At 63.8% G+C, this 22158-nt stretch carries 16 protein-coding genes; 12 read left to right on the top strand and 4 right to left on the bottom strand.

Annotated elements, in window-relative coordinates; all coding sequences use genetic code 11:
• Nucleotides 1-3: 3 nt before the first annotated feature.
• The 6 genes from AB5Y51_RS11610 (at nt 4) to AB5Y51_RS11585 (ending at nt 9391) form a co-directional block, all read left to right on the top strand.
• Entirely contained in the window at nt 4-852 is an 849-nt protein-coding gene (locus tag AB5Y51_RS11610) for an enoyl-CoA hydratase-related protein (protein ID WP_048207575.1), read from the top strand.
• Nucleotides 853-961: 109 nt separating this feature from the next.
• Nucleotides 962-2926 carry a biotin carboxylase N-terminal domain-containing protein gene (locus AB5Y51_RS11605; protein WP_368178475.1) on the top strand — a complete coding sequence of 655 codons (1965 nt, stop codon included), beginning with the start codon at nt 962-964 and terminating at the stop codon, nt 2924-2926.
• Nucleotides 2923-3894 carry a hydroxymethylglutaryl-CoA lyase gene (locus tag AB5Y51_RS11600; RefSeq protein WP_368178474.1) on the top strand — a complete coding sequence of 324 codons (972 nt, stop codon included), beginning with the start codon at nt 2923-2925 and terminating at the stop codon, nt 3892-3894. Before AB5Y51_RS11605 ends, AB5Y51_RS11600 begins: the two co-directional genes overlap by 4 nt.
• Before the next feature lie 54 nt (nt 3895-3948).
• Entirely contained in the window at nt 3949-4362 is a 414-nt protein-coding gene (locus AB5Y51_RS11595; RefSeq protein WP_010674587.1) for a MerR family DNA-binding transcriptional regulator, read from the top strand.
• Nucleotides 4363-4645: 283 nt separating this feature from the next.
• Nucleotides 4646-7540, top strand: a complete 2895-nt coding sequence (locus tag AB5Y51_RS11590) for a DUF748 domain-containing protein (protein WP_368178473.1) — start codon at nt 4646-4648, stop codon at nt 7538-7540.
• Between the two features lie 1254 nt (nt 7541-8794).
• The gene (locus tag AB5Y51_RS11585) at nt 8795-9391 is read left to right on the top strand and encodes a GPR1/FUN34/YaaH family transporter (RefSeq protein WP_029314465.1); all 597 of its coding nucleotides are present in this window, start codon (nt 8795-8797) and stop codon (nt 9389-9391) included.
• A gap of 81 nt (nt 9392-9472) precedes the next feature.
• Here the strand turns inward: AB5Y51_RS11585 and AB5Y51_RS11580 are convergent, their stop codons facing one another.
• Entirely contained in the window at nt 9473-10282 is an 810-nt protein-coding gene (locus tag AB5Y51_RS11580; protein ID WP_048207569.1) for a zinc-dependent peptidase, read from the bottom strand.
• Nucleotides 10283-10300: 18 nt separating this feature from the next.
• A complete protein-coding gene (locus tag AB5Y51_RS11575; RefSeq protein ID WP_233462931.1) occupies nt 10301-10669 on the bottom strand; it encodes a GNAT family N-acetyltransferase in 369 nt (122 codons plus the stop codon).
• Between the two features lie 375 nt (nt 10670-11044).
• Here AB5Y51_RS11575 and AB5Y51_RS11570 point away from each other — a divergent pair, with 375 nt between their 5' ends.
• Complete coding sequence (locus AB5Y51_RS11570) at nt 11045-12538, top strand: sodium:alanine symporter family protein (protein ID WP_041215253.1); 1494 nt, start codon at nt 11045-11047, stop codon at nt 12536-12538.
• Between the two features lie 81 nt (nt 12539-12619).
• On the opposite strand, the gene AB5Y51_RS11565 is transcribed toward AB5Y51_RS11570, so the two are convergent.
• Nucleotides 12620-13426, bottom strand: a complete 807-nt coding sequence (locus tag AB5Y51_RS11565) for a crotonase/enoyl-CoA hydratase family protein (protein WP_368178472.1) — start codon at nt 13424-13426, stop codon at nt 12620-12622.
• Nucleotides 13427-13583: 157 nt separating this feature from the next.
• On the opposite strand from AB5Y51_RS11565, the gene AB5Y51_RS11560 reads away from it, so the two are divergent.
• From AB5Y51_RS11560 to AB5Y51_RS11540, 5 genes are all read left to right on the top strand, one after another.
• Complete coding sequence (locus AB5Y51_RS11560) at nt 13584-15371, top strand: putative nucleotidyltransferase substrate binding domain-containing protein (protein WP_368178471.1); 1788 nt, start codon at nt 13584-13586, stop codon at nt 15369-15371.
• Between the two features lie 2 nt (nt 15372-15373).
• The gene (locus tag AB5Y51_RS11555) at nt 15374-16000 is read left to right on the top strand and encodes a 3'-5' exonuclease (protein WP_029314461.1); all 627 of its coding nucleotides are present in this window, start codon (nt 15374-15376) and stop codon (nt 15998-16000) included.
• 107 nt (nt 16001-16107) lie between these two features.
• Nucleotides 16108-16419, top strand: coding sequence for a DUF485 domain-containing protein (locus AB5Y51_RS11550; protein ID WP_039039049.1), 312 nt, complete (start codon nt 16108-16110; stop codon nt 16417-16419).
• Nucleotides 16416-18071 (top strand): cation acetate symporter, encoded by a 1656-nt coding sequence (locus AB5Y51_RS11545; protein WP_039039048.1) that lies wholly within the window; start codon nt 16416-16418, stop codon nt 18069-18071. The genes AB5Y51_RS11550 and AB5Y51_RS11545 overlap by 4 nt, the downstream gene beginning before the upstream one ends.
• 210 nt (nt 18072-18281) lie before the next feature.
• Nucleotides 18282-19874: an ABC-F family ATPase gene (locus AB5Y51_RS11540; protein WP_010674576.1), complete on the top strand. Its 1593-nt coding sequence runs from the start codon at nt 18282-18284 to the stop codon at nt 19872-19874.
• Between the two features lie 284 nt (nt 19875-20158).
• On the opposite strand, the gene ppiD is transcribed toward AB5Y51_RS11540, so the two are convergent.
• A complete protein-coding gene (gene ppiD, locus AB5Y51_RS11535; protein WP_368178470.1) occupies nt 20159-22072 on the bottom strand; it encodes a peptidylprolyl isomerase in 1914 nt (637 codons plus the stop codon).
• Between the last annotated feature and the right edge of the window lie 86 nt (nt 22073-22158).

Raw genomic sequence — 22158 nt, 5'->3', positions numbered from 1 at the left:
CATATGTCAGACCCGCTCTTCAACGATCCCCTTGCCCATTTTCGCCTGGAGCGCCACGGCCCGGTGATCGAGCTGGTGCTCGCTCGCCCGGCCCGCCACAACGCCCTCGATGCCGACCTGATGCAGGGGCTGCTCGACTGTCTCGACGAGCTGGCCCACGGCCAGCCGCTGGCCGACCGCCCCCACGTGCTGCTACTGCGCGCCGAGGGGCCGCATTTTTGCGCGGGCGCCGATCTCGAGTGGATGCGCAAGATGGCCGGGGAGGCGTTCGACCCCCGCGCCTTTGACAAGAATCGCGAGGACGCCCGGGTGCTGGCCCACCTGATGCAGGCACTGGACGAGCTGCCCTTCCCCACGGTGGCCCTGGTGCAGGGGGCCGCCTACGGTGGAGCCTTGGGACTTATCTGCGCCTGCGACATCGTGCTGGCCAGCGAAAATGCCCGCTTCTGCCTCTCCGAGGTGACCCTGGGACTGGTGCCTGCGGTGATCAGCCCCTACGTGGTGCGCGCCATGGGGATGCGCCAGGCCCGCCGCTACATGCTGAGCGCGGAGCCTTTCGATGCCATCACCGCCTGCCGACTCAACGTGGTGCACAGGCTCAGCCAGCCTGATCAGTTGCTGGCGGAGGGACGCGCCATGGCCCTGCGGTTGTGTCGCAACGGCCCCCAGGCGATGAAGGAGACCAAGCGGCTGCTGGCCGCCCTCGAAGGGCGCCCAGGCCACCAGCACGAAGAGCAGACCGTCGAGACCATCGCCCGGGTACGGGTCGGCCTCGAGGCCCAGGAGGGGATCCAGGCCTTCTTCGACAAACGCCCCCCAACCTGGCGCCCCCGTTTCAAGGACGAAGCATGACTCAATACCACCCCATCAAGCCCCTGCTGATCGCCAGCTGTGGTCAATATCACTGGAGTGTGGATCAACACGCTTCGCACTTGTGCACCTTGAACAGCAGGGAGGTAGCATGACCAACCACACTCCCATCAAGCGCCTGCTGATCGCCAATCGAGGTGAAATCGCCGTGCGCATCATCAAGACAGCACGGCGCCTCGGCATTCACACCATCGCCCTCTACTCCGACGCCGACGCCCGCGCCATGCATGTGCGCGAAGCCGACGAGGCCTGGCATCTGGGGCCGGCCCCCGCCCGGGAGAGCTACCTCGACACCGGCAAGGTGCTCAAGATTGCCAAAGAGGCGAATGCCGACGCCATCCACCCGGGCTACGGTTTCCTCTCCGAGAACAGCGACTTTGCCACCGCCTGCGAGCAGCGGGGCCTGCGCTTTGTCGGCCCAAGCGGCGGCGCCATCCTCGCCATGGGGGACAAGTCGGGGGCCAAGGGGCTGATGCAGGCAGCCGGCGTCCCCGTGCTGCCCGGTTATCACGGCGCGGATCAGCACCCCGACTTTTTGCGCGATCAGGCGAGCCAGGTGGGCTTCCCGCTCCTTATCAAGGCGGCCAGCGGCGGCGGTGGCAAGGGGATGCGGCGGGTCGATCAGCTGGCCGACTTTGACGCGGCCCTGGCGGCGGTCAAGCGGGAGGCGAGTGCCGCCTTTGGCGACGACCATGTGCTGCTGGAGCGCTATCTCCCCTGCGCCCGCCACGTGGAGGTGCAGGTGTTTGCCGATGCCCTCGGCAACGCCATCTATCTGGGGGATCGGGACTGCTCCTTGCAGCGCCGCCACCAGAAGGTGATCGAGGAGGCCCCCGCCCCCGACATCTCCCCTGCCCTGCGCCGCGCCATGGGCGAGGCGGCCGTGGCGGCGGCAAAGGCCATCGCCTATCGGGGGGCGGGCACCATCGAGTTTCTGCTCTGCAAGGAGGCGTTCTTCTTTATGGAGATGAACACCCGGTTGCAGGTGGAGCATCCGGTTACCGAAGCCATCACCGGCCAGGATCTGGTGGCCTGGCAGTTGGCGGTGGCCGAGGGCAAACCGCTGCCCCTCACCCAGGAGCAGGTGGTGCTGCGCGGCCACGCGGTGGAGGCGCGCCTCTACGCCGAGGACGTGGCCGCCGGTTTTCTGCCCGCGAGCGGCCCCATCCACTGGCTCACCTGGCCCAAGGGGGTGCGCATCGACACCGGCGTCAGCGCCGGCGATGAGGTGAGCCCCTATTACGACCCCATGATCGCTAAGCTCGTCGCCCACGCACCGAGCCGCAGCGAAGCTTTTGCCACCCTGGCCGATGCCCTGGCAGCCCTGGATCTCGGCCCTCTGGTGCACAACGGCCCGCTCCTGCAACGCCTGTGCGAAGCGCCAGAGGTGCTGGCGATGCGCCACCACACCCAGTGGCCCATTCCCACCGACACCCTGCCCGTTCCGGCGCTCGCCTGGCCCCTCGCCACCCTCTGGCTCGCCACTTGCAAGCGCGATGCCTCCCCCTGGCAGCAGGCCGCAGGCTTTCGGCTGGGCCCCACCCGCCGCTTTTGCGCCACGGTGCGCATCGGCGAGGAGGCCCGCACTCTCACCCTCGCCGAGCGAGGGGGCGCCCTGCTCTGGCAGGGCGAGCAGATCCCGTTCGAACTCGGGGCTGATCAGATCCGCCTGTGCCAGGGTGGACATTGGCAGCGCTATCCGGTGCAGCCCCTCGGCGAGGGCGCCTGTTTGCTGCACCTGGCGGGCAGGCGCATCCGCTTCTCGCTCGATGATCAGCATCATCAGCTCCACCATGATCACGACACGAGCCATGTCCCGGGCATCCTGGCCCCCATGCACGGCATCGTGGTGGCGCTGCAGGTCGAGGCCGGCCAGCCGGTCAGCAAGGGGCAACCCCTGCTGGTGCTGGAGGCAATGAAGATGGAGCACGTCCTCAAGGCCGACCGGGACGGGGTGATTGAGGCCCTGCAGTGCCGCCAGGGGGAACAGGTGAGCCAGGGCGCCGTGCTGATGCGCTTTGCCAAGGACCATACCGCGCAGGAGGAGCGCTCATGAGCCACACGCACGAGAACCGGGACGACAAGGTCAGCCTGGTGGAGATGGGGCCGCGGGACGGCCTGCAAAATGAGACCGCCACCCTCTCCCTGGCGCAGCGGCTGGCGCTCATCGCCCGCCTGGCCGAGAGCGGGTTGCAGCGCATCGAGGTGGGGGCCTTCGTGTCGCCCAAGAAGGTGCCTCAGATGGCGGATTCCGCCGCACTCTTCAACGCCCTGCCGCGCAGGGGGCCGACCCGCTATGGCGCCCTGGTGCCCAATCTGCAGGGTCTGCAGGCCGCCATCGCCGCACGCGCCGACGAGATAGGCCTCTTCACCGCCTGCTCGGACGGCTTCACCCGGGCCAACATCGGCATCAGCGTGGAGGAGTCCCTGGTGCGCTTCGCCCCCCTGGTGCAGGAAGCGCGCAGCCTCGGCATCAAGGTGCGCGGCTACCTCTCCACCGTCATCGCCTGCCCGTTCGACGGCCCGACCCGCCCGAAACGGGTCGCCGCCCTGGCCGAGCGGCTGCTGGATCTGGGCTGCCACGAGATATCCCTCGGCGACACCATCGGCGTCGGCACCCCGGGCACCGTGGCTCCCATGCTGGATGCGGTGCTGCACGAGATCCCGGCGGGCCGGCTTGCGGTTCATTTTCACGACACCTATGGCCAGGGGCTGGCCAACCTGCTGCCGGCGCTGGAGCGCGGGATCCGCACCATCGACTGCTCGGTGGCCGGGCTCGGCGGCTGCCCCTATGCCCCCGGCGCCTCCGGCAATGTGGCGTCGGAAGAGGTGGTCTATCTGCTGCACGGCCTTGGCATGAGCACCGGCGTCGACCTCGACCAGCTGGCCGCCACCGGCCAGTGGGTCAGCGAGCTGCTGGGGCGCCCCAACGGCTCACGGGTCGGCCAGGCCCTGCACGGGAGGGGACTGCGCCTCGCACAAGAGCGCGAGCAGCGCACCCCGGGAGGCCATCATGCATCATGAACCCGGCCCTTGCCGCTGTGCCAGGACCCCGCCAGCTCATCAGGAGGGCGCACCATGAGAGCCAGACACGCCAGTGGCAAGGAGAGGACCTACAGCATCTCGGAGCTGGCCCAGGAGTTCGACATCACCCCCCGCACCATCCGCTATTACGAGGACGAGGGGCTCATCACCCCGACCCGGGAGGGGCAGACCCGCATCTACAGCCACAAGGACAGGATCCGCCTGAAATTGACCCTGCGCGGCAAGCGCCTCGGGTTCAGCCTGGCGGAGATCCGCGAACTGTTCGACATGTACGACACCGACCGCTCCAGCCGGATGCAGCTTCACTCCATGATCCAGCTCATCGAAGCCAGACGCCACTCCCTGCGCCAGCAGCTGGAGGACATCCAGATGGTGATGGCCGAGCTCGATGCCGCCGAGCAGCGCTGCATCCACTCCCTCGGCGGCTTGAAAACCGACGGGGATTGACAGACTCTGGGGGTATCTCGCCCCCGGTATCCCGGTTTTCCAGTGGATATTCGCAGTGGCAGGCCCTGACCCGGCAACCCCCTTGTTCCCCACATCGCCCATCGCGACATGCCGGACAGACTGGGCGGTTTGGGCAAGCGGCGAGGTGGGGCAAACGGGGGAAATCCGGCCTTGATCGCACAATAATTCCCCAGCCCGGTCAGAGTGCGGCGCACCTCATGAGTCCTTCCCATGAACCGGGCACGATTAATTGCTACCATATGCGCATCAAATGGAGACCACCATGCTCAAGCCTCTGCCCGCTCGTCTGCTGCGCTATGCCCTCTATCTTCTCGCGCTCCTGCTCATCGGCATCACCATCCTGCTCTGGCAGGCGCCGACCCTCATCCAGCGCCATCTCCCCGGCTGGCTTGCCACCCATTACGGTCTGCACCTCTCCCTTGGCAAGATAGAGGTGGGGATCCGCTCCCCCTCCCTCGTGCTGGGGCCCAGCGCCCTGCTCGATGACCAGCAGCAAGCACTGGTGTCATTTGAAGAGCTGAAGCTCATTCCCGCCTTGAAAGCGAGCTGGCAGCAGCGCGCCCTGGTACTGGAAGAGGCCACCCTGACCGCCCCCAGGGCAGATCTGGTGCGCCTCGAGGATCTCAAGGGGGAGGCGCGCTTCAACCTGACCGATGCACTGGCCTCCCTGCTCTCCCCTGCGCCGGAGCAAACGCCGCCAGCTAGCGCCGAGCCCGTGCTGGTGACCATCGGCAAGCTGTCCGTCGAGCAGGGCCGGCTCAGCTACCGGGACAGCCGCAAGCAGAGCTGCCCGGGGTGGGTCCCGCCCCTCACCCTGGACAAGCTCGCCCTGCACCTGCCCGGCTTTTCCAGCGCAGAGGGGGTGCTCAACCCCTATCGCCTGAGCGCTACCGTCAACGAGAAGAGCCCCCTCAAGGCCGAAGGGGAGTTCGACATGATGAGCGGTGCCGGCAAGGGCCACCTCAGCCTTGGCAAGGTGGCCATCGCCCCCTTCGCCCCCCTCTGGGCCCCCTATCTCAAGGCGACCCTCGCCAAAGGGGAGGCCAGCGCCGAGCTCGCCTATCGCCTCACCCAGGGCAAGCAGGGACTGGACTGGCAGTTGTCAAAGGGCAAGCTGACCCTGGCCAACTGGCAGCTCACACGCAACAAGGGGGAGGAATTTGCCCGCTTCAAGCAGTTGGCGCTGACCGGGATCCGCATTGATGGCAACAAGCAGCGCCTTGAGCTCGATGCCGCCATCCTCAAGAGCCCGGCCATCACCGCCGTCCTCGACCACCAGCAACAACTGGATCTCGCGGACCTGCTGATCCCCCAGAAGACCCCCAAGGGGGGCAAACAACCGGCTACCCCCACCAAGCCCTGGCAATGGGCCCTCAAGCAGACCCGCATCGACCAGGGCAGCCTCACCCTGACCGAAGCCACCAGCGGCAAGCCCCTGAAACGGGCCATCTCCGCCCTCGCCCTCACCCTGGGGCCCCTTGGCAGCCAGACCGCCCAACCCAGCCCCCTCACCCTCAACGCAGCCCTCGACACCAGGACGACGGTGGCGTTTGACGGCACCCTGGGGCTGACCCCCTTCACCCTGAACGGCGCCATCCGCCAGCAGGGGCTGCCGCTGACCCTGGCTCAACCCTACCTGCAGGATCTGCTGCGCATCAGCGTGCGGGACGGCGAGCTTGCCAGCCGCACCAGGCTGGACCTGGTCACCGACCGCCAGGGGGCCATCAGCAAGCTGGAGATAAGCGGTGGACTCGAGGTCGCCGGGCTCAACGTGCTGGATCGGGCCGACAACCAGCGCCTGCTCCAGATAGAGAATCTGCAATTGAGCGGCCTGCACTATGATGGCCTGAGCCAGCAACTGCGCATCGCCGACATCCTGCTCAGCAAACCCTATGCCCGTATCGAGATCAACGAAGAGGGGATCACCAACGTGCAGCAACTGCTGCTACCGCAACCCGCCGCGAACGCCAGGGAGAGCGCCCCCGCCCCGCACATCGTCATCGATCAGATCCGTACCGCCCAAGGCAACCTGCGCTTCGCCGATCGCAGCCTGAGCCCGGAGTTCGTGGTGGACATCGCCTCCCTCGACGGCCAGAGCCGCCATATCAGCAACACCCCGGGGCAGCGCTCCGAGCTCGCCTTCAACGGCAAGGTGGACCGCTATGCCCCCGTCACCATCCGGGGGGGCGCCAACCTGCTCATCGAGGATCCCGTGCTGGACGTGGCCGTGGCCTTCAACAATCTGGAGCTCACCACCTTTACTCCCTACTCCAGCACCTATGCAGGCTATGCCATCGACAAGGGGCAGCTCTCCATGAAGCTCAACTACAAGCTGCAGGGCAACCGGCTGGAGGGGGACAACGACATCACCATCAAGAAGCTGCAACTCGGGGAGAAGGTCAAGAGCGAGCAGGCCAAGGATCTGCCCCTCGGCCTCGCCATCGCCCTGCTGAGCGATTCGAACGGCGTCATCAAGATGAACCTCAAGGTGAAGGGCAATCTGGATCAGCCTGATTTCAGCCTGGGCAACATCTTCTGGGACGTGCTCGGCAATACCCTCGGCAAGGCCATCACCTCCCCCTTCTCCCTGCTTGCGTCCCTGACGGGGGGCACCAAGGATCTCGACGAGCTCCCCTTCCTGCCTGGCGATCCCGCCCTGACCCCGACCCAGCAGACCAAGCTGACCACCCTCGCCCAGGCCCTCAAGGAGAGACCCAAGCTCAGCATGAACATCCGCGGCAAGGTCAACTTCAACGAAGAGCGCCCCATCCTCCAGCGCCAGAAGCTTGAACGGCTGCTGGCCAAGATCACCGGCAGCCCGGTGGATTTGACGCTGCTGGAGCAGGATCCCGCCATGCAGTCCGCACTGGCAGAGGCCTATGAAGCCAAGTTCAACGAAGATCTCGGGGATCTGGCCGACCGCTTGCGACTCGATGAAGGGAGCGAGGCCCTGCGCGCCCAGGCGGTGCTCCTGCTGCGGGATCAGCAGCTCATCACCGCCAAGTCCCTGCGAAACCTCGCCATGCGCCGCGCCCAGAACACCAAGGAGTATCTGGTGGATACCCAGGGCATCGCGCCGGAGCGCCTCTTCGTGCTCGACAGCCAGGTGAAAGAGACGGACAAGGAAGCCAAGGTGGTGCTGACCCTGGACAACTGATCCGACCCCCGCCCGATACCCCTCTTGTTTGCCCCGACGGCATATGGCCCGAGGGGCTCCCGCCCCCGACCGGATAACGCCTTCCTGGCCATTTAAGGTGCCCACCCAGGTATCGGGCGGCGTCAGTTGCTCGGCCCTTTCTCGTCCCTTTCTTTCCCGCCGGGGCGAGCGGGCGGTGGCTGGCCCCGCGCTTTGCCCCTGCTGTTCCCTTTGTGCCTAACGGCGGCGACATCATGGTGGAGCTGCCTTATCCCTGTTTGCTTGCCTGCTTGCAGCGGGATGATCAGGATGGTGGCTCTCTACTTCGGGTAGCGTCTCTCCACGAAGGAACAAGGGAAGCGGACCCTGTCCCTTGCTGAGTCTTTCACCGTGGCGGGAACGAGGTGGGCTCTCCTTATCCCTGGCTACCGGTCTGACCGAGCAGAGGCAGGAGGTGGCCTTGGCTGCTTGCCTCCCCTTCTCTAACCTCCCCCTGACCCCTGCCATCAGGATTTGTCTCTCGCTAGCCGTCCCGAACAATCCAGTTATCCGGCATGTCGGCATGTCGGCATGTCGGCATGTCGGCATGTCGGCATGTCAAAATAGATGGCCCGATCAGATATACAGTGTCTAATCGGGCCAATCCTGAACACCCTCTCGCGCACGCCACAGGGCCAACCCCGCGCCCCCTTCCATTTCGAAGTGTCTTTACTGGGCCCATGGCCCATCCCGCCTCTGGCTTTCTGACAAGGGCAGCCTCTGAGCCCACCCGTTGATCTTGCGCCCCTTTCGCCCGTGGCAGTCAACACGGCGCGCCTGCGGGTTTCTCAGGCGCCCCGCCCTTGTGTAAGGAACACGGTGGCGAGCGCGGGGTTGACGAGAAAATGGGGAGCGCAACGGACACTGCGATGGCAAGCGATACGGGAGGTCCATGGGTCACAAACAGGAGGGAAACACTCTGGTCTGATGGCATATGAACTCATTTTTCAATCAAGCCGCCATAACGCGACCATCCGGGGCGTGTTTCCCTCACCAATCCCAGTCACCACCATCGTTGCCGACTTTCATACCAAGGTGCCTTTTATACAAAATCGCAACGTTGAAAACGTTTTTCGTTCACCACTCGTCTACCTGAATGGCACGAATGGTTGGCCACTTAAACTTTCGTGTTCTTTTTTTACCATTTCTGTGTGTCCCCCCCTTGCCCGGGACCCTGAGCCTGCCTAAAATCGCGCGTCTTTTATCAACCCCACCTCTATTGTTGGAGAACACCACGTGAGCGAAAAATTGGCCAACCCTGCCCCTCTGGGTCTGATGGGTTTCGGTATGACCACCATTCTGCTGAACATTCATAACGCAGGTTTCTTCCCCATCAGCGCCATGATCCTGGCCATGGGTCTGTGCTATGGCGGTCTGGCCCAGATCATCGCCGGCATCATGGAGTACAAGCGTGGCAACACCTTCGGTGTCACCGCCTTCATCTCCTACGGCACCTTCTGGTGGAGCCTGGTGTTCCTGCTGGTGATGCCGACCATGGGTCTGGCCGAGGCCACTCCCCACGCCTACATGGGCTGGTACCTGCTGATGTGGGGCATGTTCACCCTGTTCATGCTGATCGGGACCGTCAACTTCCCCCGCGTGAAGCAGTTCGTGTTCGCCTCCCTGACCGTGCTGTTCTTCCTGCTGGCCGCCCGTGACTTCACCGGCAGCACCCTGATCGGCACCATCGCCGGTTTCGAAGGCATCATCTGCGGCGCCAGCGCCATCTACCTGGCCATGGCCACCGTGATCAACGAGCAGTTCGGTCGCACCGTGCTGCCCATCGGCGAGCAGAAGAAAGCCGCTCCCGCCCAGCTCAAAGCCGCTGCCTAAGCACCCGGCCAACATAGCTGTCATGAAAAAGGCACCCTCAGGGGTGCCTTTTGTGTTTCTGCCGCCCGGACACAGTGCCGGTCAGCCCTGCGCTCCGGGATCTCCCGCCAGCAACCGGGTGGCCGGGTAGCGGCCTGCGGGATCCTGGCCGTAGAAGCGGGCGAACTGGTCATAGACCGCGGGGTAGACGGCGCGCAGACGCAACGGATCGGTGAAGAAGCTCTCGCTGCACACCGCGAAGAATTCGGCGGGATGCGAGGCGGCGTAGGGGTCTATCTCGGTCACCTCCTCTCTGGTCAACTGATCGTTCATCTCGTCAAACGCACCTTGCAGCGCCCGGGTCCATTGCTGGGGATCCATACCCCGCGGCAAGGGCGGTGCACCGTCCGCATCCCCTCCCAGCATGTCGAGCTTGTGGGCAAGCTCATGGATCACCAGGTTGAATCCGTCCCAGTCCCCGTCCTGCTGCAATTCGCTCCAGGCCAGCACCAGCGGCCCCTGGGGCCAGGATTCACCGGCGTTCTCCTCTTCAAATTCGCTCACCAGCCCGAACTCGTCCTGCACCTCCTGACGACGGGTCACGGGCTCGGGGATGATGATCACCTCGTGGAACCCTCGATACCAATCGAACCCCAGGTGCAGGATGGGCAGCACTGCCTGCAGGGCCAGCACCCCCTGCTGGCGGGGCGTCAGTTCCACCCCGATCTGGGTGAGGGTCTTGCGCGAGAGAAAATGGCGCGCCAGCTCCATCAGCCTCTGCGCCTCTTCTTCTTCAAGCCCCTGCAAGATGGGCACCGCCGCCAGCGCCTCGCGCCACTCCTGCTCTTCGGGGAGACGGGGCTCCCGGGGAGATGCACCACCCAATACCTCTTTCAACCTGGACCAGAACACACGGACTCCTCTTGCCAATCAGACAGCTTTCACAAAACGTTTCGGACGCTCGCAATACCCTTGCGCCAGATAAAATCGGTGCGCCCCTTCGCGCTTGAGGCTGCTGGAGAGCTCCAGCTGGCCGCACCCCAGGGCTGCCGCCCGCTGCTCTGCCGCCGCCAGCAGCAGGGCCCCGATGCCCCCGCCCCTTGCACCCTCATCGACAACCAGCGCCGAGATCAGGCCCCAGGCTGGTGCAAGGTGCATGGGTTGCAAGTGGTGCCACACCAGCACCCCCACCGGGCTCCCCTCGCACAGGGCCACCAGGACCTCCCGCGCCGGATCGGGCTGGGCCAGCCTGGCGCTGACCGCCCCGTCAGGGTTGGGGTAGCCCAGCTGGGCAAACAACCCCGTCAATCCGGCCCCATCTTCCTCCCCGGCGAGGCGAATGATGTATCTGTTTTCCCTTGTTGCCACTCCTGGCCTCCTATTTGCATTACCTCAATCAGCCCTCTGGGCATGGCAAAGCGGCAGATGATGGGTATGTACCGAATCTTGTCCAGTTCCATTCACCATTTGTTAATGTCAATTCACAAATTAACAAAGTCACAACACTTTTCACTAGGAAGGCCCTGAACAAACCGATATGTTAAATCCCGCGGACTAACCAGTCGAAAGTCCCGCACAATCCTGAGTGACCCCCTTGGTCACCGCATATTTCAATGTTAAGGGAGCGAGGCATATAGACCTCGCCAAGACAGCGCAACAAAGGAGTTGTTGTACATGAATGAGATCGTCAATGCCATCAATGGCGTGATTTGGAGCCCAGCGCTCATCTATCTGTGTCTGGGGGTAGGCCTCTACTTCTCCCTGCGCAGCCGTTTCCTGCAACTGCGTCATATCAAGGAAATGGTGCGCCTGATGTTCGATGGCAAGAGTACGGATGCGGGCGTCTCCTCCTTCCAGGCCCTGGCCATGACCCTGGCCGGTCGCGTCGGTACCGGCAACATCGCCGGTGTGGCCACCGCCATCACCTTCGGCGGCCCGGGCGCCCTGTTCTGGATGTGGATGGTTGCCTTCCTCGGCGCCAGCTCCGCCTTCGTGGAGTCCACCCTGGGCCAGGTCTACAAGGAGAAGATCAACGGTGAATACCGCGGCGGTCCGGCCTTCTACATCGAGAAGGGGCTCGGCATGAAGTGGTACGCCTGGACCTTCGCCATCGCCACCATCTTCGCCTGCGGTGTGCTGCTGCCGGGCGTACAGGCGAACTCCATCGGCTCCAGCCTGCAGACCGCCTTTGCCATCGACCCCAACGTGACCGCCGCCGGTCTGGCGCTGCTGCTCGGTTTCATCATCTTCGGCGGCGTCAAGCGCATCGCCAACTTCGCCAGTACCGTGGTGCCCTTCATGGCGCTGGGTTACATCATCGTCGCCTGCGTCATCATTGCCCTGAACATCGGCCAGCTGCCGGGCGTGATCCTGCTCATCTGGAAGAGTGCCTTCGGGATGGACGCCGGCTTCGGCGCCATTCTGGGTCTGGCCATCATGTGGGGTGTCAAGCGCGGGGTCTACTCCAACGAAGCCGCCCAGGGCACGGGTCCGCACGCCTCCTCCGCCGCCGCGGTGAGCCACCCGGCCAAGCAGGGTCTGGTGCAGGCGTTCTCCGTCTACATCGACACCCTGTTCGTCTGCTCCGCCACCGGCTTCATGCTGCTCATCACCGGCCTGTACAACGTGCAGGGTCCGGACGGTGCCGCCCTCTACACCGGCATCGCCGGCGTGGCCGCCGGCCCAGGCTATGTGCAGACCGCCATGGAAAGCATGATGCCAGGCTTTGGCAACTACTTCGTCGCCATCGCCCTGTTCTTCTTCGCCTTCACCACCATCGTGGCCTACTACTACATCGCCGAAACCAACATCGCTTTTGTCAATCGCAAGATTAACCGCCCCTGGCTCACCTTCCTGCTCAAGCTGGCACTGATGGCATCCACCGTCTACGGCACCGTCAAGACCGCTGATCTGGCCTGGGGTCTGGGTGACATCGGCGTCGGCCTGATGGCCTGGCTCAACATCGGCGCCATTTTGATGCTGCAAAAACCCGCCTTCGCCTGTCTGAAAGACTATGAGGCCCAGAAGGCAATGGGACTGGATCCCGTGTTCCACCCGGAAAAGCTCGGCATCAAGAACGCCGACTACTGGACCGGCCGCCGTTCCGAGCAAAACCTGGAGCAGGAGCAATCCGGTCACCCCTTCGAACCGGACCGTCAGTCCACCTGAAGCGTTGACCCCTAAACAGATAACAAAATGGCAGCCTAGGCTGCCATTTTTATTTGTGCTCTCTTGAGAGTGAGCGCCGCTTCAGAGCGCGTTGCGGCGGGGTCCGAACGGCAGGCGCCAGCGAAACAGGCTGTTGAGGGTCGCCCGCCACTGGTTGGGGCGCCCCAGGATCTGCCTCTGCAACCGGGTCTCTTCCTTGAGCATTGTCTCGTCACTGCGAGCCCAGGCCTGGGTGTAGAGCTGCTTGATCCCCGCCAGTGCATCCGGCGACTTGGTGATGAGAGTCCGGGCAAAGGCCCGCGCCTCTTCCAGGGGATCCGCGCACACCCGGCTCACCAGGCCGAGGGACTTGGCTTCGCTGGCTTCCAGCTCGCGCCCGCTCATGGCAAGCTCCATGGCGGTATCCATCCCCATCAGGTTGCGCAGGGTGACGCTGCCGCTCATGTCGGGGATGATGCCCCACTTGATCTCCATCACCGAGAAGCGGCAATCCGGGGTGCTGAAGCGAAAATCGGCGCCGAGCGCTATCTGCAGACCGCCGCCAAAACAGACCCCCTGGGTCACCGCAATCACGGGCACCGGCAGTTGATGCCAGCCATAGGCCACCCGCTGGGCCAGGTTGGTCGCCTCGTCCGCCTCGCGCTTGAGGATCTCCAGCGCCGCCACCGGCTGCCTCAGCATGGATTTCACATCCAGCCCGGCGCAGAACGCCCGCCCCTCCCCGTGCAGGATCACGGCCCGCAACCCTTTTTGCCGGGATACCGCGCTCAGCGTCTCGTCGATGGCGTCGAACATGGCCCGATCCAGCGCGTTGAGCTTGTCCCCCCGGCAGAGCACCACCTCGGCGATCCCCTCCTGAAACACCCATTTGACCCTTGGCTTTTCCATCTCCGTCTTCGTCCTTTGATTCAACTGGTCATACCACAACGTTACCAGAGTGTTATGGGCAGGTACAGGGAGGCTGCCCCAGGCCTGCGACTAAAGTCGGCTGGCCCGGTGGTGGAGCCTTTGTCAGACTGGCCCCATGGTCACGGTGGAGCCTGTCATGTCACTTCTGTTCAATTTTGCCCGTCCACCGTTCGACGGCCTGGACGAGGAGGCACGCCAGCGGCTCGGTCAGCACCTCAGCATCTGCTACTTTCGCGCGGGCCAGACGGTGCAGCACGCCGGGGAGGAGCCCGCCGGGCTCTACCTCATCATCAAGGGGGCCGTGGAAGAGTCTGCCCCCCATCAATCCTTTGGCGACTATGGCGAGGGGGACATGTTCGACGTCCGTGCCCAGTTTGACGGGCACTGCCGCCACCGTTTCGCCGCCCTGGAAGATACCCTCTGCCAGCTCATTCCCCGCCCCGTCTTTCTGGCCCTGTGCGACGAGCACCCCCATATCGCCCGCTACTTCACCGCCACCCTGGCGGAACGCCAGCGGGAGCAGGAGCGGCGCAGTCAGCTCGGACAGCAGAACCTGGCGGAGTTCATCCTGACCCGTATCGCTCCCGACCATCTGCAGGCGCCGCTCATCGTGGAGAGCAGCCTCTCGCTCCTGGCCGCCACCGAGGCCATGGTGGCCAGGGGCACCGACTGCCTGCTCTATCCCGGAGCAGACGGCAGCCTGAGCCTGGCCACCCGCAAGACCCTGCTCCACGCCCTCACCCTCAAGGGATTGCCGCTCAGTGCGCCGCTGGCGGTGCTGACCCCCACCCCGCTGACGGGTCTGCCACTGGGGAGCTATCTGTTCGATGCCCTGCTGCTGATGACCCGCCACCGCATCAAGCGCCTGGTCATCTGGCAGGGGCAGGAGGTGGCAGGCATCCTGCATCTGACCCAGGTGCTCGGGCTCTTCTCCACCCACTCCCATGTGTTGACCCTGCGCATCGCCCGCGCCGACTCCCCGGCCGCCCTCGAGGCGGTCGCCCGGGAGCAGCAGCAGCTCATTCGCTCCCTGTTTGCCCAGGGGATCCACACCCTGTTCCTGATGAAGCTCATCGCCACCATCAACGAGCAGTTGATCGCCAAGGCCTTTTCCCTGGTGATCCCCGCGGCGCAGCAAGAGCAGGTGTGCCTGCTGATGCTGGGGTCGGAGGGGCGTGGCGAACAGATCCAGAAAACCGATCAGGACAATGCCCTGATCCTGCCGGATGGCCTGCCGTGGCCCACCCAGTCGGCGGATCTGGCCGCCTTCAGCGCCCTGCTGGCGCGCCTGGGTTATCCCCCTTGCCCGGGCAGGGTGATGGTCAACAACCCGGCCTGGGTGAAGCCGCTTGGCGGCTGGCTGCAAGGGATAGAGCAGGCCTGTGTGCGCGCCAGCGAAGCGGATCTGCTCTGGCTCGCCACCCTGGCAGATGCCCAGGCCATCACGGGAGATCGCGCCCGGCTCGCCCCCGTCGCCCGCCACCTGCGGGCCTGCCTCGCCGACCGGCCGGATCTGCTGGCGGAGATGGCAAGGGCCGCCGTCGCCTTTCACGCCCCCCTCACCCTCTTTGGCAGGCTGGAGCAAGCCCCGGAGGGGCTGGATCTCAAGCGGGGCGGCCTCTTCCCTCTGGTCCACGGCGTCCGGGTACTCTCCCTGGAGGCGGGGATCCTGGAGACCTCGACCACAGGACGCATCGAGGCCCTGGTGGGCCAGGGACGCCTCAGCCGGGACTATGGCACCAATCTGGCGGAGGCCTTCCGGCTGTTCATGCGGCTTCGGCTGCGCAGCCAGTTGCAGGAGGGAGACGGACGGGTGCGGGTGGCAGACCTCGGCCCCGCAGAGCGGGATCTGCTGCGCCATGCCCTGCACCAGGTGAAGAAGTTCCAGCAATGGCTCACCTTGCACTTTCGTCTTAGGCAATAGCGATGTGGATGCACTGGCGCCGCCGCTGGCTTGGCAGGACGTTTCGGGAGGGGGAGTTTGCCCCGCTCTTTGCCCGCCCTGCTGGCGACGAGTGGGTGGCGCTGGACTTCGAGACCACCAGCCTGGATCCGGCGCTGGCGGAGATCGTCTCCATCGGGGCGGTGCGTATCCGGGGCAACCGGATAGAGACGGGCGATGCCCTTGCCATCCGAGTCCAGGCTCCCGCCAGCCTGAGCGCCGGGTCCGTGGTGATCCACGGCCTGCGCCATCAGGATCTGCAACAGGGAATGGCACTGGAGCCCGCGCTGCGCGCGCTGCTGGAGTTCATCGGCCCCCGTGAGCTGGTGGGGTATCACATCGCCTATGACCTGCGCATTCTCAACCTCGCCTGCCAACGGCTGTGGGGGCTCACCCTGCCCCAGCGCGGCATCGAGGTGAGCCGCCTCTATCACGATCACCTCTATCGCCGCTATCCCGATGCCGCCATCGATCTGCACCTGGCCGCGATCTGTCGCCATCTGGCGCTGCCAGCCCTGCCCCCCCACGACGCCCTGAGCGATGCCGTCACCGCCGCCCTTGTCTTTGTACGCCTGCATCAGGGCGGCCCGCTGGCTTATCCCAAAGTCTAATTGTTCAGAAATAACATTTAATTCACATTTTGCTTACATGGACAGCCGTGCTGTCCGGTAGGGAACCCCTCATCCACCGCTGACATTCACTGTCATGGAGAACTGCAATGGAACAGCAACCGTATCTTCGGATCCAGCAAGATCCCAACTTCCAGGCACTGGTCGCCAAACGCCAGCGTTTTGCCTGGACCCTCTCCATCCTGATGCTGGGGCTCTACCTGGCGTTCATCCTGCTCATCGCCTTTGCACCTGGCTGGCTTGGCACCCCCTTGAGCGAAGGATCCAGCATCACCCGTGGCATCCCGGTCGGGATTGGCCTCATCGTATCGGCCTTCGTGCTGACCGGTATCTACGTATTTCGTGCCAACGGCGAGTTCGACGAACTGAACCAGAAGATCCTCAAGGGAGCGCAATCATGAAAGGCAAGTTTCTGCTGCCGCTGGCAGGTCTGATCTCCACCCCCTTGCTGGCGGCCGACGCCATCAGCGGCGAGGTGCAACGCCAACCCCTCAATATCTCGGCCATCGTGATGTTCGTGGTCTTCGTGGCCGCCACCCTGTTCATCACCTACTGGGCCTCCAAGCGCAACCGCTCGGCTTCCGACTACTACGCCGCCGGTGGGCGCATCACCGGCTTCCAGAACGGTCTGGCCATCGCCGGTGACTACATGTCCGCCGCCTCCTTCCTCGGCATCTCCGCCCTGGTCTATACCTCGGGCTATGACGGTCTCATCTACTCCATCGGCTTCCTGGTGGGCTGGCCCATCATCCTGTTCCTGATCGCGGAGCGGCTGCGCAACCTCGGCAAGTACACCTTTGCCGACGTGGCCTCCTACCGCCTCAAGCAGACCTCGGTGCGCAGCCTCTCCGCCAGCGGCTCCCTGGTGGTGGTCGCCCTCTACCTCATCGCCCAGATGGTCGGTGCCGGCAAGCTCATCGAGCTGCTGTTCGGCCTCCAATACCATGTGGCCGTGGTGCTGGTCGGCATCCTGATGGTGCTCTACGTGCTGTTCGGCGGCATGCTGGCCACCACCTGGGTACAGATCATCAAGGCGGTGATGCTGCTCTCCGGTGCCTCCTTCATGGCCATCATGGTGATGAAGTCCGTCAACTTCGACGTCGGGACCCTGTTCAGCGAAGCGGTCAAGGTGCATGCCAATGGTGCGGCCATCATGAGCCCGGGCGGCCTGGTCGCCGACCCCATCTCCGCCATCTCCCTTGGGCTGGCCCTGATGTTCGGTACCGCCGGTCTGCCCCACATCCTGATGCGCTTCTTCACCGTGAGCGATGCCAAGGAAGCCCGTAAATCGGTGTTCTACGCCACCGGCTTCATCGGCTACTTCTACATCCTCACCTTCATCATCGGCTTTGGCGCCATCCTGCTGGTCAGCACCAACCCGGACTTCAAGGACGCCACCGGCGCCCTGCTGGGGGGCACCAACATGGCGGCGGTCCATCTGGCCGATGCGGTGGGCGGCAGCCTGTTCCTGGGCTTCATCTCCGCCGTGGCGTTTGCCACCATACTGGCGGTCGTGGCCGGGCTGACCCTGGCGGGGGCCTCCGCGGTCTCTCACGACCTCTATGCCTGCGTCATCAAGGAAGGCAAGGCCAACGAGGCCGACGAGCTGCGCGTCTCCAAGATGACCACCCTGGTGCTGGGTGTGGTCGCCATCGGCCTTGGCATCCTGTTCGAGAAGCAGAACATCGCCTTCATGGTGGGCCTGGCGTTCTCCATTGCGGCGAGCTGCAACTTCCCGGTGCTCTTCCTCTCCATGTTCTGGTCCCGCCTGACCACCCGTGGCGCCGTCTATGGCGGCTGGCTCGGTCTCATCAGCGCCGTGACCCTGATGATCCTGGGCCCCACCGTCTGGGTGAAGGTGCTGGGTCATGCCCAGGCCATCTTCCCCTACGAATACCCGGCGCTCTTCTCCATGGGGCTGGCCTTCATCGGGATCTGGTTCTTCTCGGTCACCGACAAGTCCCAGGCAGCCTCCGACGAGCATGCCAAGTTCTTCCCGCAGTTCGTCCGCTCCCAGACCGGGCTCGGTGCCTCCGGCGCCTCCGCCCACTAAGTGGCATCCCACACATCCAAGCCGGCCCAGTGCCGGCTTTTTTCATGACCGCCCCCTCGCCTCCCCTCTGCAAGAGAGGCCGGAGCCCGTTGCCGGCCTGGTCGTGAAACCTTCCCCCCTGCAATGGGGCCAGATCACAGTTCCTGCTAAAACTTTCGGGGGATCTGTGCCATAATGCGCGCCATTTGACAGACCAACCGGGACATTCCAGTGCTTTCAAGCAACAACATCACCATGCAGTTCGGCGCCAAGCCGCTGTTTGAGAACATCAGCGTCAAGTTTGGCGGCGGCAACCGCTACGGCCTCATCGGTGCCAACGGCTGTGGCAAGTCCACCTTCATGAAGATCCTCGGCGGCGATCTCGAACCCACCGGCGGCAATGTGAGCCTGGATGTCAACGAGCGCATCGGTAAGCTGCGCCAGGATCAGTTCGCCTACGAAGAGATGCGCGTACTGGACGTGGTCATGATGGGCCACACCGAGCTGTGGGCCGCCATCGCCGAACGCGATGCCATCTACGCCAACCTGGAAGCCACCGACGACGACTACATGAAGGCCGCCGAGCTGGAAGGCCTGGTCGCCGAATATGATGGCTACACCGCCGAATCCCGCGCAGGCGAACTGCTGCTGGGTGCCGGTATTCCCATCGAGCAGCACAACGGCCCGATGAGCGAAGTGGCCCCGGGCTGGAAACTGCGGGTACTGCTGGCGCAGGCGCTCTTCTCCAACCCCGACATCCTGTTGCTGGACGAACCGACCAACAACCTGGACATCAACACCATTCGCTGGCTGGAGCAGGTGCTCAACGATCGTGAAAGCACCATGATCATCATCTCTCACGACCGTCACTTCCTGAACTCCGTCTGCACCCACATGGCGGATCTGGACTACGGCGAGCTGCGGGTCTACCCGGGCAACTACGACGAGTACATGCTGGCTGCCACCCAGGCCCGCGAGCGCCTGCTGGCCGACAACGCCAAGAAGAAGGCCCAGATCGCCGATCTGCAATCCTTCGTCTCCCGCTTCAGCGCCAACGCCTCCAAGTCCAGCCAGGCTACCTCCCGCCTCAAGCAGATCGACAAGATCAAGATTGAGGAAGTGAAGGTATCCAGCCGTCAGAACCCCTTCATCCGCTTCGAGCAGGACAAGAAGCTCTACCGCAACATCCTGGAGATCGAAGGCGTCTCCAAGGGTTATGGCGACGGTCCCCTGTTCAAGGGGCTCAACATGATGCTGGAAGTGGGCGAGAAGGTCGCCATCCTGGGGACCAACGGGATCGGTAAGTCCACCTTGATCAAGACGCTGGTCGGTGCCCTGGCACCGGATACCGGCACCATCAAGTGGTCCGAGAACGCCCAAATCGGCTACTACGCCCAGGATCACGCCGAAGATTTCGACACCGATCTCAATGTGTTCGACTGGATGGCCCAATGGAAGCAGGAGAACGAAGACGAGCAGGCGGTGCGCTCCGTGCTGGGTCGTCTGCTCTTCTCCCAGGACGACATCAAGAAGCCGGTCAAGGTGCTTTCCGGTGGTGAACAGGGCCGCATGCTGTTCGGCAAGCTGATGATGCAGCGCCCCAACATCCTGATCATGGACGAACCGACCAACCACCTGGACATGGAATCCATCGAATCCTTGAACCTGGCGCTGGAGATGTACAAGGGCACCTTGATCTTCGTCTCCCACGACCGCGAGTTCGTCTCCTCCCTGGCGACCCGCATCCTGGAACTGACCGAAGACGGCATCCGCGACTTCGGCGGCACCTACGAGGATTACCTGCGCACCCAGGGTGTGGTGTAATCCTCCGCTTTCAAGCAAAGCGATCAGAACCGGCGCCTCGTGCGCCGGTTTTTTTATGCCTCCTTGATCACGCCCCACAGCAAGAGAAGGATTGGGGATAGGGAGAGCAAGAGTACAGCGCGCTGTCATACACCTGTCCCGCTCATCCCCAGCTAGGATAGGCAGCACAAGCCCGTGCCTGGCCCTTCCCTCCTGCGCCCGCCCGCTCTGCCGGGCTGTCGATGGCACAAAAAAAAACGGCTCCATCATGGAGCCGTTTTCACACTTGGGGCCGTGAGGCTGACTTACTCGACAGTGGCTTCCACGTCGGTGAAGTATTCGATCTTGGCCGCCTTGCGCAGCTCGTCGATCAGCGACTTGTAGTCGGCCTGTGCCTTGCCCTGACCCAGCTGACCTTGCAGCAGGCTCACCATCTGGGACGGCTCCTTGATGACGTTGACCTTGTCCAGCGCCACCACCACACGATCACCGTTGGCTTCGGTCACCAGCTCGACGCTCGGCTTGCCATCGGTCGGATGGGGCATGCGGAACGCCTGGGTCACCAGGTTCTGGTCCATCTCCTGGGCGAAACGGGATACGCCGGTATGGGTATCCACTTTCAGACCCAGCGCGGTCAGGTCGGCCTGAACGTTCTCACCGGCCTTGAGCTTGTCCAGCAGACCCTGGGCCTTGCCACGGGCCACTTCACTGGCCTTGTCGTGCTTGATGGCGGTGATCACCTGCTCTTTCACCTCGGCAAGCGGCTTGGCCGCCTTCGGCTGGTGACCCATGATGTGCAGCACCAGGGCCTTGCCGTCGGCCAGCTCGATCACGTCGGAGTTGGTATTGTCATCGCGCAGCTGTTCGGAGAACGCCACGGAGAGCACCTTGGGATCATTGAGCGGTGCCGGCGCATCGGCTTGGCTGAAATAGCCGGTGGACTGCACCTGGAGGCCCATGGCTTCGGCGGTCAAGTCCAGGGAGTCCGGGTTCTCGAAGCTGCTGTCGGCCATCTTCTGCTGTTCGGCAAAGAACTGCTCCTTGGCCTTCTCAGACTGCAGACGGGCGATGGTATCGCTCATCACGTCCACGAAGGGCTTGGTCTTGGCAGGCTCGACGCCCAGCAGCTTGATGATGTGGAAGCCGAACGGGCTCTTCACCACGGCGGAGAGATCGCCGGCCTTGGCCAGCGCGAACGCGGCTTTCTCGAAGGCAGGATCCATCACCCCTTTCTCGAACCAGTCGAGCTCCCCGCCCTTCTTCGCAGAGAAGGTATCGGAGGAGTCGGCCTTGGCAAGCGCGGCGAAATCGTCACCTGCCTTGGCCTTGGCCAGCACGGCCTCGGCTTTCTGCTCGGCGGCCTTTTCATCCTTGCCAAACGGGATCAGGATGTGCGCCACCTGACGGCGCTCGGGACGCTGGAACAGATCCTGATGCTGGTCGTAGTAATCCTGGGCATCCTGCTCGGTGACCTTGATGTTCTTGCCAAGGTTCGCGGCATCGAGCAGCAGATAGTCGACCTTGACCGTCTCGTCGTTCATGAATCGAGCGCTGTTGGCCTTGTAGAACTGCTCTACCTCGGCATCGCTCACCTCGATCCCGTCCACATAGGCGGAAGCGGCCAGACGGATCAGGCGCAGGTCACGGGTCTGGTTGTAGAGGCGATCCAGTTGCTCGGCTTCACCCTTGAGGGCGAACTCCGATCCCAGCACGGCGCCCATCAATTGCTGGCGCACCATGTCCTGGCGCAGGAAGTCGCGGAACATCTCGGGGGTCATGCCGGCACGGCGAATGAGCTGCAGGTAGCGGTCATTGCTGAACTTGCCGTTCTCGGCAAACTCGGGCATGGCGACGATGGCCTGCTTGATCTGCTCATCGCTGACGCGCAGACCCAGGGAGCGGGCCTTGTCATCGATCAGCGCCTGATCGATCAGACGGTCCAGCACGCCACGGCGGAACTGTTTCATGTAATCGGGATTGGCGGCCAGCTGGTTGAAGGCCTCACCCATTTGGGATTCCATGCGGGCCCGCTCATTGCGGTAGGCATTCTCCAGTGCGGGGGCACTGATGTCATTGCCGTTGACGGTGGCGGGGGCGGTACGTGCCGGGCCATTGAGGTAGCTGCCTACCCCGGCCAAGGCAAAGGAGAGGATGATCAGGCCCAAGATAACCTTGGCTACCTTGCCCTGCGCCCCTTCGCGTAGTTTATCCAACATCATGTTTGTACTTATGCTCCCGAACTCGATGGGCGTAAATAATGAAAAGGCGCACCGATTGCGATGCGCCTTGGTCAAGCAGTATGAGG

The organism is Aeromonas sp. R7-1 (genome assembly GCF_040908115.1).
Lineage (GTDB): Bacteria > Pseudomonadota > Gammaproteobacteria > Enterobacterales > Aeromonadaceae > Aeromonas > Aeromonas caviae.
This window is presented reverse-complemented; position numbering and strand designations above follow the sequence as displayed.